Here is a 13,302-nt window from a genome sequence, read left to right on the forward strand (position 1 = left end):
TATATGAAAAAGTGGATGGTATTTTCAGTTTTTATGATGGTCTTAGTATTGGCGGCATGTGGAAATGAAGCGAAGGATTCACCCGAAAAGGATCAAGCTGTTAGTGGTACTGCCGATGAAAAAGCGGTAACCCTAAAATTATTGGAAAGTGAACCATTAGGCGAATACCTGGCTGATTCCAAGGGAATGGCACTTTACTATTTCAAGAATGATAAATCAGGAAAAAGCAATTGCATGGGTGATTGTCTGAAAAAATGGCCGCCGTTCATGGAAAGCGATTTTGCTGTCCCTAAAGGATTTGAGGAAAATGACTTTGGAACCATTCAAAGGGAAGATACAGGGGAAGAGCAGGTGACGTACAAAGGATTTCCACTCTACTATTTTGCGAATGATAAGGCAGCGGGAGATGTCAATGGTGAAGGTGTAAAAAATGTTTGGTATATTGTGAATAATAAGACTATTTTTCCAAAATAAGAAAAAAGGGACGATCAGTGATGGTCGTTCCTGTTACACATTTTTTCCAAATTTACTTGTGAGGAGTTGCAGGTGCGATTGAAAGAAAAACTTGATAAGGAATTGATGGCATTAGTCATGAAAAAGCATCGTCCTGCTCTGGAAGAACTTTATGACCGCTATATTAAATTAATCTATGGTTATATTTTTAAGTTCACAAATGGAAATGCTGAAAAAACAAAGGAGATTGTGCAGTTGGTCTTTTTAAAGCTCTGGACCACAAAAAGCAGTTACAATCCCGAAAAGGGGCACTTTGTCAGCTGGCTTTTGACCGTTACACGAAATGTGTGTGTGGATTATGTCCGTAAAGACAGCGTTCATATCCGGAATAACAAACACATGGACATGAGTCATCCAATAGACATAGAAGATCCTAATAATGATATAGAAAATGGGCTATTGCACAGTGAAATTGCCAAGGCAAAAAATAAGTTAAGCAAGCCGCAAAAAAGGCTGATTGATTTACTGTATTGGAAAGGGTACTCGTTAACGGAAATTGCCAAAATTGAAAATGAACCGGTTGGTACCATCAAGAGCAGACTTCACCAGTCGCTTAAATTGTTGAAAAAGCATTTGGAAGTAGGTGGTTTGTAAATGAATACAGAGTGCGCTAACCTGCTTTCATTTTTATCGGGTGAACTGGGAGAAAAAGAAAAAAAGGCATTCACGGAACACTTAATGCACTGCTCTGAATGCACTAGGGAGTATGAACAAATGACAGAAGCCTGGAATTCATTGAAATGGGATTTTGAAGAAATGGAACCTTCATCTTCCCTGAAATCAGAGGTTATGGATTTTGTCTTTGAGACTGACGATGAAGTTCCGGTGAGAAGGGAAAAGAATTGGAGTGTTTTTTTCTTTAAGCAGTTTACACCAGTCACTTCAGGTCTCTTGCTGGCTGCACTGGTTTTGGCGTTTGTGCTGTTATATTCCAATATTCAACTGAAAAAAGAACTTGCAGCTATCAATCTGCCAATGGAGGTTAAAACGTCGCTATCTTTGCAGCCTGCCGATAAAACCGCTGTAAATATGAATACGGACGGTGCTGCATACATTTTGCAGCAAGGTGAAGAAAGAAGGTTAATCGTTCAGATTCAGAATTTGCCTAGCCTTCAGAAGTCCGAGGTGTATCAGGTGTGGTTACTGAAAGATGGAAAACGGACAAATGCAGGAACTTTCAAGCCTGATGAAGCCGGCACAGGATCATTGACATACAAACTGTCCATTAATGATAAATTCAATCAAATTGGCATCACAAGAGAACCAGATGCAAATAGTACAAAGCCGAGAGGCGAAAAAATAGTAGGATCTTCTTAAAAATAAGAGACTTTCCCGCAAAGGGGAAGTCTCTTATTTTTTTGTTCATACCTGAATTTAATAGCTAAGTGATTTAAACAAGAAGAAGTCGCCGCGATTAACAATGGGAGCTCATTTGAATTGGAATATAAGTGTTTACCATTCACCATGATCACTAGCAACGAATAACCAGCATGTCGGGTGGGGGAAAATGGACTTGTTTAAAGTTAAACAAGCATTGTCATTTCCATGGTACCTATTTATTCATTAAGTCCCCACAGTACTCCCGGATCAACGCTGAGGCTTTCGTTTGGCTGATAGAGAGGTCCTTCGCGACTTTCCTTGATGATTTATATGTTTGGTAAGATTTCCTGATCAATATCCGTTTCGTTTCATCAAKTGCTTTATCGAGTGAAGTGGGGAGATCAATCTGTGTGACCTGTTCAACGTTCTCGGTTATCATTTCAGGCAAGTCGGATATCAGGATAACGGAGTCACTTATTATGACCAACCGTTCAATCAAGTTTTCGAGCTGGCGTACATTGCCGGGCCATGAATAATGAATTAATAGGTTCAAGCATTCTTCCGAAATGACTTTATTTTACCTTTCATTGAACTTATTTAAAAAATTGTACGTAAGGGGAATGATATCTTCTTTACGTTCCCGCAATTTTTCCAAGCTTGCAGTATGTATTTACCATGAATTTGCATAATTAATACGTAATTAAAGGAAATGTGTTAAGTTGGACTAAAATGATTATGGAGGCAGCGATGAAATACGAAATTATATTATTTGATGTTGATGATACTTTGCTAGACTTTGGAATATCGGAAAAGAATGCGCTGCATGAAGCCTTTTTAGAGTTTGGTTTGCCAACAGGGGCGGAGGATTATGCGGGATGCTACCAAGAAATCAGTAAGGTATTATGGAGGGATTTGGAACAGGGGCATATAGATTTAACCATTCTGGGAGTGGAAAGGTTCAAGCGGTTGTTCCTGAAGCATGGGCTTGATATGGATGCGGATGCGTTCAGCCGTGCGTACCTAGGACATTTGGGAAAGGAAATACATCTTCTGCCCGGGGCTATAGAGGTTTGCGAGAAGCTTGGAGGATGCCGGCTTGCTATTATAACAAATGGCTTCACGGCAGTGCAGACAGCAAGGATCGGCGGGTCAGCCCTTTGCAACACCTTTGAGACCTTGATAGTTTCCCAAGAGGCTGGGTTTCAGAAGCCTGATAGAGGGATTTTTGATTATGCATTTTCCAAGTTAAAGATCACAGATAAATCGAAAGCGTTGATAGTGGGTGACTCCTTGACTTCAGATATACAGGGCGGCTTGAATTATGGAATGGATACATGCTGGTACAATCCCCATCAAAAGGATAATGATCTGGGAATCAAGCCCACCTATGAAATCCGGACGCTCACTGATCTTTTGGAGATTGTAGGAAGTAAACAAGTATAGGGTGGTATATGCATTGTAAAAAAACAGAGGCCGCTTGTCCGAGTGATAGGACGTGCAGCCTCTGTTATTACTCATGCAAGAGATTTTAGAATCAGTTCAAATCCAGCTTATGTGGTTTGAGTGTTTGATCCTTTTCTTTTCTTCTGCTGAAATGCGGGGATAATATACAAAGCGCCAGGGAAATCGCGAGACCTGCCATCATGAATCCGCCAAATACCAAAGGGGATGGGCCATATGATTCTGCCATGGCGGTCCAGATGAGCGGACCGAAACCCGCAATGGCTGCCGCGACCTGATAACCGACGGATAATCCAGTATAACGGACCTTGGCTGGAAAGAGCTCCGAGAATAATGTCCCTTGTGTGGAAAAAATGGCTCCCCAGATGACACCGAGTACAACTGCCTGCATCATGTAGAACCAGCCAACCCCACGCCCAATCATTGTGAAATATGGGATGGCCAAGACGAAAAGGAGAGTCAGGCCCCCAAAATAGATGATTTTTCGATCAATGAAATCTGAAATGTAACCAATGACAGGAATGGTAATCAGCATTGTAGCGCAGCCAATCGTTAAACCGGTAAGAGCTGAATCTTGGGAATAACCAAAATATAGCGTAGTAAAGACGAGAACATAGGACATGATGAATACATTGAAGAAGCCGTCCCCAATTTTTAGTCCGATCACTTGCAGCACACTTCTCCAATCGTGTTTCAATGTTTCAATAATGGGAACTTTCGCAAGATCGCCGCTATCTTTCTGCGCTTTAAATTCCGGCGTTTCTTCAATGCCACTCCTTCCCCAAATTGCCAACCCGATCAGTACACCGCTTAAAAGGAATGGAATCCGCCAACCCCAAGATAAAAATTGGGCATCGGTTGTCAAGGAGCTGATGAGGGTTAGGCTGAACGAGCCGGCAACCAAGCCGATGGGGACCCCTAGTTGGGGAATGGATCCATATAACCCACGGACACCTTTAGGAGCAGATTCCGTTGCCAATAGGATGGCTCCGCCCCATTCACCTCCCAAGGAAATTCCTTGAATCAACCTCAGCACCACCAAGATGGCGGGGGCGGCCAACCCAACCTGGGCATAAGTGGGCAGAACACCGATTAGCATTGAACTCCCTCCCATACCAATAAGGGTGAACATGAGTGCTGCCTTCCGTCCGATGCGATCACCCATATGCCCGAACAGGATGCTGCCGATTGGACGGGCTGCATAACCAGCCCCGAATGTGACAAAGGCGAGAAGAAGTGAAATCGCTGGATCATGATTGGGAAAGAATAGCGTCGTAAAAACCAGGCCCGTTGCTGTTCCGTATAAATAGAAATCGTACCACTCAATAACGGAACCCGCTAAACTAGCGAAAAGAACTCGACTTTTTTTCATGATAAATGCTCCTTTAATGCAAAGTTTTTCATCAAAATTGTTTTCAACGATAAATAAAGCCGAAATGAACAAAAATGATGGTAAATGAATATAAGTAAAAAAACTTGATTATTCAGATTATTTTAGAGGGGCTGTCCATACTGGTCAATATATTTCTGACTTTTCTGAAAAAATGAAGCAAATAACTTAGCTCCCTTCACCTGTAATGGCATATAATTAATTCTAAAGTAATGGAAATAAATGATCCGATCTTCCCGGGTAAAATGACTAAGTGGATAAAAAGAAAATATGTTACTGATTAGAAAACCGAATATTTAGAAATTTTGTGTATAGAAGAGTGGCAAAGTGGAAATCATGTGGATAAGGAAATGAAAAATGAAAAAGAGGAAAGGATAAGATTTTAATAAATAATAATAATCTCCAAGTTATTTAGTATAATAGAAAAAAGGTTAAGGAGTTGGTTTCGTATGGAGAAGCAATTGCCAGGAACATCGCTTGAACCTGAAGAGATGGCTGAAATGGTTTTAAAAAAGGCCCTTAGTGATTACCGGAAAGCACAAATCGAAAAAGAAATCGATGACTCATTAAGAAATCGTGATAAGGAAGAGTTCCTACGTTTAACTGAAATATTGAAGGGCATTTCCTGAAATTTTATTCTCTGTGAACAAGACAAGTAGTTAGGATATGGAATGTACACTGAATAGCCAGCAAAGCTGATAACCATAAATATGCCGATGAAAAAACTTCATTTACCTGGAACATACTAAGTAAATAGCAATCTATAGAATTATAATATTTTACATTGTAAGCGCTTTCTTGTATAATCAAATAAAGAAACGATGGAGAGAAGAGTGTAAGTGCGCTAATGGCGGGATTCACAGGTATTAGTTGCTGAAAAGTTCATGCACCGGGATAAAAACTTAAAGGGGGAAAAGTTATGAAAAAGAATGGAGTGTCTTTAGTTGAATTTGTTCAGGAGGATCGATTCGAACTCAGCTCCTACATTACTTCTTTATTTAACAAACTGAATGACTATGTTCCCAAAAGTCTTAAAGATAAAAGGTGAGTGACAATAAAAAATGGATCAGGAAGATATGCAAGACTTCCTGATCCATTTTTTATTTTGTTTTTGGGAATCAGAATTTTTAAGTAGTGCACTTAAGTAAAAGTCTCATTAATTGACAATGAGAATCGTTATCGAATAAAATGATCAAATACAAGTATATCGATTGGAGTTGTTCATATTGTTCGTTCAAATGAGAAAAATGGTGGTAAAGGAAGGTAATGCAGAACAAGTAGTAAAACGGTTCAGCGGGGAAGGGATCATAGAAAAGCAGGAAGGGTTCATCGATTTAAGTGTAATGATGAAAAAAGTGCGACGCGGGGATGAAGAGGTCATCATTATGATCAATTGGGAGTCGGAGGCGCATTGGAAGCAGTGGGAAAAGAGTGAAGCCCATATCGCAGGCCATAAAGCAAACCTAGGGAAACCAAAGCCTGAATATATCGTCAGTTCGGAAGGTTCATTATATGAAGTGAAGGCTATTAAAAAGGCAGTGAAATAACTGACCTTAAGCTAGCCTGTTTTAAATTCCGTACAAATAAGTAACTGGGTGGAATATCCCATTTCTCAGTCATCTTGTTAGCATAAGGATACGGAATGGTTACCGTTCACATATAATAGCTTACCTTCACTAAAATTCAGGCTCCCATTATGGGTGCCTCTTTTTGTTGATTAAATCTCGGGATAGGTTATGTAATTCCAAGTCTGTTGATATAGTAAAATATCATTTATTTTCATTAGGATGGAGACATTCATGGAAATGTAAAGAAAAGGGGAGCAGGAATAGTCTGAAAAGATTACTTATATGAAAAACTAGGGATATTATTGTTAGCTGGAATTCCTATGATAAAGTCAATTGAGTTTAGGAATATTAATATATCAAAATACCACTACCGATAAAATAAAGTATTGGTCAGTTTTTAAAACCGCTGAAGATGTTTTTTTTATTAAATAATTCAGCACATTTCCATATTTATCAATGTTTTGAAATGTGTAGAAGAGAGAATATTTCAAAAAATACAAAAAAAGTGTTTACAGGGAAAATTTTTCATTGTAGTATTTCCTTATAAAGTAAATGAAATCGATTTCATCCCGAATCAAGGTTATGTACAGGCTATAAATTAAGGGGGAGTGGTTTGGTCCTTACTTTTTCTTAAGGTAGACCCCTGATAAGAAATGAAATCGATTTCATTCGCAGAATATATTCTTGAATATTAGGATTGGCTAGAAAATTTATTGATTAATCCTAAAAAAACATGGAAGGATTTCTTCCATAGTCAAATGAAATCGATTTCATTGACGGCGATGGTTATACTGGCTTGATAATCTAACAAAATACTTTATTTTAAGGAGGAAAAAACATGTCTTCAGTAACACATGAGGTGAAAAAATTAAAAAACTATATAAATGGTAAGTGGATTGAGTCCACTTCAAAGGAAACGGAAATTGTATTCAACCCTGCAACTGGTGAGGCAATTGCCGAGGTGCCACTTTCAACTAGGGAAGATGTGAATCGTGCCGTTCAAGTGGCGGATGAGGCTTTTAAAAAGTGGTCGCAGGTCGCTGTCCCGAAACGGGCTCGAATATTGTTCAAATATCAGCAGCTCCTTGTGGAAAATTGGGAAGAACTTGCTAAGCTGGTCACTATCGAAAATGGTAAAAGCCTATCGGAATCAATGGGTGAAGTACTGCGGGGCATCGAGTGTGTCGAGTTTGCGGCGGGGGCACCTACGCTGATGATGGGCAAGCAGCTTCCGGATATCGCGACAAACATTGAATCGGGTATGTACCGTTACCCAATCGGTGTAATCGGCGGCATCACCCCATTTAACTTTCCAATGATGGTCCCTTGCTGGATGTTCCCGCTTGCGATCGCATGTGGCAATACATTCGTGTTAAAGCCATCTGAACGTACACCATTGCTTGCAGCACGCATTGTTGAACTGTTTGAGGAGGCAGGTCTTCCTAAAGGAGTACTGAACATCGTCAATGGAGCACATGATGTGGTTAATGGGCTTCTGGAGCATGAAGATGTGAAAGCCATCTCCTTCGTCGGTTCACAGCCAGTTGCAGAATATGTGTATAAAACAGGCACGGCTAACTTGAAGCGCGTCCAGGCTCTTGCGGGAGCGAAGAATCACTCGATTGTCTTGAAAGATGCAAATCTTGATATGACAGCCAAGGAAATAACAAGTGCGGCTTTTGGCTCTGCCGGTGAGCGTTGCATGGCCGCTGCGGTTGTTGTCGTAGAAGAAAGTGTAGCGGACGAGCTAGTTGGAAAATTGAAACAGGCAGCTGATGCCATTACGATCGGGAATGGTCTGGATGACGGCGTTTTTCTAGGACCTGTGATCCGGGAAGGAGCTAAGAAGAGGACCATCGATTACATCGAATCAGGTATAGCTCAGGGCGCGACCCTAGTACGTGATGGACGTAAAGATAAGGCAGCAAGCGGTAATGGATATTACCTAGGGGCTACGATTTTTGATCATGTGACACAGGAAATGAAAATCTGGCAAGATGAAATTTTTGCACCAGTGCTCTCCGTTGTCCGTGCCAAAGATTTAACGGAAGCCGTTGAGATAGCCAATGCTTCAGCACTGGCTAACGGGGCTTGCCTTTATACGGACAGTGCTGCTGATGTACGCCAGTTCCGTGAAACGATACATGCCGGGATGTTGGGCATTAACGTGGGTGTTCCAGCACCCATGGCATTCTTCCCATTCTCTGGATATAAAGATTCATTCTATGGTGATCTTCATGCAAATGGAACCGACGGTGTGGAGTTCTATACACGTAAAAAAATGGTGACTGCACGCTACGTGAAATAAGTGAAACGAAAAAGCCTTACAAGATGGCCCGTTTGGATACGGGCCGGATTTTTTGAAAACTAGGAGGTACATATGAGTAAACTGCTTCAAAAACCGGTAAAAAAAGAGGTCGCTGAAGGTGTTACAGTCGTTCAAGCAGTAACGAAAGGAAATTCCCCTTTAGAATTTGTTGAATTCAAAATAGTGGAGCTGGCTCCTTGTGCTGAGTATACGGAATTGTTGAATAAAACGGAATGCTGCATTGTCGCTCTTACGGGAAAAATCAATGTGGCTGTTGGCGAAAATGTATACCAGGATTTAGGCACACGCGATAGTGTATTTGATAAAGTGCCGACTGATAGCATTTACGTGTCAAATGATAGAGGCTTTAAATTGGAAGCGATAACCAAGGCCAGAGTGGCGCTGTGTTATTCGCCTTCTGATAAGCAACTTCCGACTAAATGGATTAAAGCGGGGGATGTTGACGTGGAACATAGGGGCATTTTGAGCAATAAGCGGATGGTGCATAATATATTACCGGATTCAGCTCAGTATGCGAATAGCCTTCTGGTGGTTGAAGTATATACAGAAAGCGGAAACTGGTCGAGCTATCCTCCGCATAAACATGATCAGGATAACTTACCAAATGAGTCGTTATTGGAAGAGTCCTATTATCATGAAATGAACCCGCCTCAAGGATTCGTTTTTCAGCGAGTATATACAGATGACCGTTCGATTGATGAGACCATGTCGGTTGAAAACGGCGATGTCGTACTTGTACCGGCCGGTTATCATCCGGTAGGCGTACCTGACGGTTATGAATCCTATTATTTGAATGTTATGGCCGGTCCGACAAGGACATGGAAATTTTTCAATGATCCCGATCACGAGTGGATCCTGAATCGTTAAAGGAAAAGGAGCTGTTAACCGGATGAACTATACATTTAATATCGATAAGGAATTTGACTTGATTGCCATTGGCCGTGCCTGCATCGACTTGAATGCCAATGAATATAACCGTCCGATGGAAGAGACCATGACATTCACAAAATACGTGGGCGGTTCACCTGCCAATGTTGTCATCGGAAGTGCAAAATTAGGCTTGAAAGTCGGATTCATCGGTAAGCTTGCGGATGATCAGCACGGCCGTTTCATCGAGAGTTATATGCGTAGGGCAGGTGTTGATACATCGAATATGGTAATCGATCAAGAAGGGCATAAAACGGGACTGGCCTTCACGGAAATTAAAAGTCCTGAAGAATGCAGTATCCTGATGTATCGGGATGATGTAGCCGACCTTCATTTAGCACCTTCGGAAGTGCATGAAGAATATATCAAAAAATCAAAGATTCTATTGGTTTCAGGAACGGCTTTAGCAAAAAGTCCATCACGTGAGGCGGTTTTAAAAGCAGTCAGCCTTGCGAAAAGAAATGATGTAAAAGTCATATTTGAATTGGATTACCGTCCCTATACATGGAATTCCATTGAAGAAACCTCCGTTTACTATTCGTTAGTCGCAGAGCAATCAGACATTTTGATTGGCACACGTGATGAATATGATGTAATGGAAAATACCGAAAAAGGTACGAATGAAAGGACCGTCCGTTACTTGTTTGAACATTCCGCAGACCTGGTCGTCATCAAACACGGCGTCGAGGGTTCATATGCCTATGCCAAATCAGGAGAAGTATTTAAAGCGAAGTCCTATAAGACGAAAGTATTGAAAACATTCGGCGCAGGGGATTCATATGCTTCCGCTTTCTTATATGCGTTAGTGCGCGGCAAAGGGATTGAAAGCGCTTTGAAGTTTGGCAGTGCTTCCGCTTCCATAGTTGTAAGCAAGCACAGTTCATCTGAGGCGATGCCTGTTGCAGAAGAAATAGAGGATTTAATTGCCGAACGCGTGTAAGGAATTTATCTACATAGAGGGGTGAACAGAAGATGGGAACAGTGAGGTTGACTACAGCCCAGGCTTTGATCAAGTTTTTAAATCAGCAGTACATTCATGTTGATGGTGAAGAGTCTCCGTTTGTAGAAGGGATATTTAATGTATTCGGCCATGGGAATGTCGTTGGAATTGGTCAGGCACTCGAACAGGACGCTGGCCACTTGAAAGTGATTCAAGGAAAGAATGAGCAAGGGATGGCACACGCTGCAATCGCCTACAGCCGGGAAATGCTAAGAAGGAAAATTTATGCCGTCACTACATCTGCCGGGCCAGGCTCGGCAAACTTGATAGCGGCAGCGGGGACGGCACTCGCCAACAATATTCCTGTCCTCTTACTTCCTGCTGATACATTTGCGACACGTCAGCCGGATCCGGTTCTTCAGCAACTTGAGCATGAGCATAGTACGGCGATCACAACTAATGACGCTTTTCTGGCAGTATCAAGATATTGGGATCGCGTCACTCGCCCTGAGCAGCTCATGTCCAGTCTGATCCGGGCCTTCGAGGTGATGACCGATCCCGGGAAAGCCGGGCCAGCGACGATATGCATCTCACAGGACGTAGAAGGGGAAGCATTCGATTTCGATGAACATTTTTTTGAAAAACGCGTCCATTATTTAGATCGGAAAGTTCCGGTAGAACGTGAACTGCAAGGAGCTACCGAGAGAATTAGAGCAAGTAAGAAGCCGATCATCATCGTCGGTGGCGGAGCAAGATATTCCGGGGCTCGGGATATTTTGATGAAGCTGGCAGAAAAGCATAACATTCCACTTGTGGAAACACAGGCAGGTAAATCGACGGTGGAATCATCTTTTCCTAAGAATTTGGGCGGTGTCGGCATTCTCGGTACGATGGCTGCCAATAAGGCTGCCCGCCAGGCAGATCTCGTAATTGGTGTCGGGACCCGCTATACGGACTTTACGACGTCTTCCAAAACTGCATTTGATTTTGAAAGGACAAAGTTTTTGAACATTAACGTCAGCCGCCTTCAAACCTATAAATTAGATGGATTTCAGGTCGTCGCTGATGCAAAAGTAGCGCTTGAGAACCTTGAAGCGTTACTAGTAGGCTATGAAACCGAATATGGGGAGATGCTTGGAGATTGGAAGGAGGAGTGGCTTTCCGAACGAACCCGTTTAAGTCAAGTCACTTTCAGCCGTGAAAATTTCATGCCTGAAATCAAAAGCCAGTTTTCACAGCAAGTCTTGAATGAATACTCGGATGCATTAAAAACTGAATTGGCACAATCCACTGCGATGATCGCAATAAACGATACGGTCGATCAGGAAAGTGTGGTGGTCGGTTCAGCCGGATCACTTCCGGGTGACTTGCAGCGCCTCTGGCATTCAAGCGTGCCAAACACGTACCATCTTGAATATGGATTCTCCTGCATGGGGTACGAAATTGCAGGAACTTTAGGAGCTAAGCTTGCCCATCCAGACCGGGAAGTCTATGCAATGGTAGGGGACGGCAGTTTTCTGATGCTCCATTCGGAATTGATTACAGCCATTCAATATAATCATAAAATCAACATTTTATTGTTTGATAATTCTGGATTTGGCTGCATCAACAATCTGCAAATGGAGAATGGCAGCGGAACATATTGCTGTGAGTTCAGAACACATGATAATCAAATCATGAATATTGATTACGCAAAAGTAGCCGAAGGGTATGGAGCCAAAACTTATCGGGCCAATACTGTCGATGAGCTGAAAGCTGCATTGGAGGATGCAAAGAAACAGTCGGCATCTACATTAATAGAAATGAAGGTTCTGCCGAAAACGATGACGGATGGTTATGACTCCTGGTGGAATGTTGGCGTGGCAGAGGTCTCTGAACGGAAAAGTATACAAAGGGCATATGAAGCGAGACAAGAAAAATTAAAAATGGCCAAACAATATTAAAAGGGGGAAGTCGGAAAATGCAGGAGATTTCGTGGGGGATTGCCCCAATTGGCTGGCGTAATGATGACATACCGGAAATCGGAGCTGAAAACACCTTATCCCACCTTTTAAGCGATATTGTCGTGGCGGGATTTCAGGGGACCGAAGTAGGAGGTTTCTTCCCGGAACCGAAGGTCCTGAACAAAGAGCTGAAGCTTCGGAACTTAAAAATAGCCGGTCAGTGGTTCAGCAGTTTCATCATCCGTGATGGCATCGACAAAGCAGAACAGGATTTCCATGAACACTGCAAATATTTACAGGCTGTCGATGGAGATGTAGCGGTAGTATCCGAACAGACCTACAGTATCCAAGGCGAAAGGTACGATGTATTTAAGAAAAAGCCCCGCTTTACTGATGAAGAATGGGGAATATTGTGTACGGGCCTGAATCGGTTAGGGGAAATTGCAGGACTTTACAACTTAAAACTGGTGTATCACCACCACATGGGGACGGGCGTCCAGACACTGAGTGAAATTGACCGCCTTATGGAAAATACCGAAAAGAAAGTGCAACTGTTATATGATACTGGACATATTTATGTATCGGATGGCGATTGCATGTCCCTTCTGCAAAAGCATATCGACCGCATTGGGCACGTTCATTTCAAGGATGTAAGGCATAGCGTGATGGAGCAGTGCCGAAAAGTTGGAAAATCATTTCAAGAATCTTTTTTAGCCGGCATGTTCACGGTGCCTGGTGACGGCTGCATTGACTTTGTGGAAGCTTACCATACATTACTGGAAAATCATTATAAAGGCTGGATTGTAGTAGAGGCGGAACAAGATCCGTCGGTTGCCCATCCATTGGAATACGCATTAATCGCTCGCAAATATATAAAAAAAAGGCTGCTCCTAGTTCAAGATTAAAAACGG

13 protein-coding genes are annotated in these 13,302 nt (G+C 42.2%); 11 read left to right on the top strand and 2 right to left on the bottom strand.

What is annotated here, in order from left to right; all coding sequences use genetic code 11:
• Window positions 1-3 precede the first annotated feature (3 nt).
• The 3 genes from AC1DVB_RS02480 to AC1DVB_RS02490 all read left to right on the top strand — a co-directional run bounded on the left by AC1DVB_RS02480 (window position 4) and on the right by AC1DVB_RS02490 (window position 1,830).
• Window positions 4-474 carry a COG4315 family predicted lipoprotein gene (locus AC1DVB_RS02480; RefSeq protein ID WP_403187095.1) on the top strand — a complete coding sequence of 157 codons (471 nt, stop codon included), beginning with the start codon at window positions 4-6 and terminating at the stop codon, window positions 472-474.
• A 78-nt stretch (window positions 475-552) separates the two neighbouring features.
• Window positions 553-1,107 (top strand): RNA polymerase sigma factor, encoded by a 555-nt coding sequence (locus AC1DVB_RS02485; protein ID WP_063577292.1) that lies wholly within the window; start codon window positions 553-555, stop codon window positions 1,105-1,107.
• On the top strand, window positions 1,108-1,830 hold the full coding sequence (locus AC1DVB_RS02490; protein ID WP_427525884.1) for an anti-sigma factor domain-containing protein: 723 nt from the start codon (window positions 1,108-1,110) through the stop codon (window positions 1,828-1,830).
• Between the two features lie 235 nt (window positions 1,831-2,065).
• Here AC1DVB_RS02490 and AC1DVB_RS02495 read toward each other — a convergent pair whose 3' ends face one another.
• The gene (locus AC1DVB_RS02495; protein ID WP_477588115.1) at window positions 2,066-2,401 is read right to left on the bottom strand and encodes an AAA-type ATPase lid domain-containing protein; all 336 of its coding nucleotides are present in this window, start codon (window positions 2,399-2,401) and stop codon (window positions 2,066-2,068) included.
• A gap of 179 nt (window positions 2,402-2,580) precedes the next feature.
• Between AC1DVB_RS02495 and AC1DVB_RS02500 the strand changes: the two genes are divergently transcribed.
• The gene (locus AC1DVB_RS02500) at window positions 2,581-3,276 is read left to right on the top strand and encodes a YjjG family noncanonical pyrimidine nucleotidase (protein ID WP_057275575.1); all 696 of its coding nucleotides are present in this window, start codon (window positions 2,581-2,583) and stop codon (window positions 3,274-3,276) included.
• Window positions 3,277-3,367: 91 nt separating this feature from the next.
• Here the strand turns inward: AC1DVB_RS02500 and AC1DVB_RS02505 are convergent, their stop codons facing one another.
• Complete coding sequence (locus AC1DVB_RS02505; RefSeq protein ID WP_477588064.1) at window positions 3,368-4,666, bottom strand: MFS transporter; 1,299 nt, start codon at window positions 4,664-4,666, stop codon at window positions 3,368-3,370.
• Between the two features lie 467 nt (window positions 4,667-5,133).
• On the opposite strand from AC1DVB_RS02505, the gene AC1DVB_RS02510 reads away from it, so the two are divergent.
• The 7 genes from AC1DVB_RS02510 (at window position 5,134) to iolE (ending at window position 13,296) form a co-directional block, all read left to right on the top strand.
• Window positions 5,134-5,313 (top strand): IDEAL domain-containing protein, encoded by a 180-nt coding sequence (locus tag AC1DVB_RS02510; protein WP_034315231.1) that lies wholly within the window; start codon window positions 5,134-5,136, stop codon window positions 5,311-5,313.
• A 597-nt stretch (window positions 5,314-5,910) separates the two neighbouring features.
• On the top strand, window positions 5,911-6,231 hold the full coding sequence (locus tag AC1DVB_RS02515; RefSeq protein WP_057275576.1) for an antibiotic biosynthesis monooxygenase family protein: 321 nt from the start codon (window positions 5,911-5,913) through the stop codon (window positions 6,229-6,231).
• Window positions 6,232-7,090: 859 nt separating this feature from the next.
• Complete coding sequence (locus AC1DVB_RS02520) at window positions 7,091-8,560, top strand: CoA-acylating methylmalonate-semialdehyde dehydrogenase (RefSeq protein WP_057275577.1); 1,470 nt, start codon at window positions 7,091-7,093, stop codon at window positions 8,558-8,560.
• A gap of 72 nt (window positions 8,561-8,632) precedes the next feature.
• Window positions 8,633-9,448: a 5-deoxy-glucuronate isomerase gene (iolB, locus tag AC1DVB_RS02525; RefSeq protein ID WP_095678281.1), complete on the top strand. Its 816-nt coding sequence runs from the start codon at window positions 8,633-8,635 to the stop codon at window positions 9,446-9,448.
• Between the two features lie 22 nt (window positions 9,449-9,470).
• Window positions 9,471-10,448: a 5-dehydro-2-deoxygluconokinase gene (gene iolC, locus AC1DVB_RS02530; protein ID WP_477588067.1), complete on the top strand. Its 978-nt coding sequence runs from the start codon at window positions 9,471-9,473 to the stop codon at window positions 10,446-10,448.
• Window positions 10,449-10,480: 32 nt separating this feature from the next.
• Entirely contained in the window at window positions 10,481-12,391 is a 1,911-nt protein-coding gene (gene iolD / locus AC1DVB_RS02535; RefSeq protein ID WP_477588069.1) for a 3D-(3,5/4)-trihydroxycyclohexane-1,2-dione acylhydrolase (decyclizing), read from the top strand.
• Window positions 12,392-12,408: 17 nt separating this feature from the next.
• On the top strand, window positions 12,409-13,296 hold the full coding sequence (iolE, locus tag AC1DVB_RS02540) for a myo-inosose-2 dehydratase (protein ID WP_057275581.1): 888 nt from the start codon (window positions 12,409-12,411) through the stop codon (window positions 13,294-13,296).
• Window positions 13,297-13,302 lie beyond the last annotated feature (6 nt).

The organism is Peribacillus sp. P4_D6, from assembly GCF_056401795.1.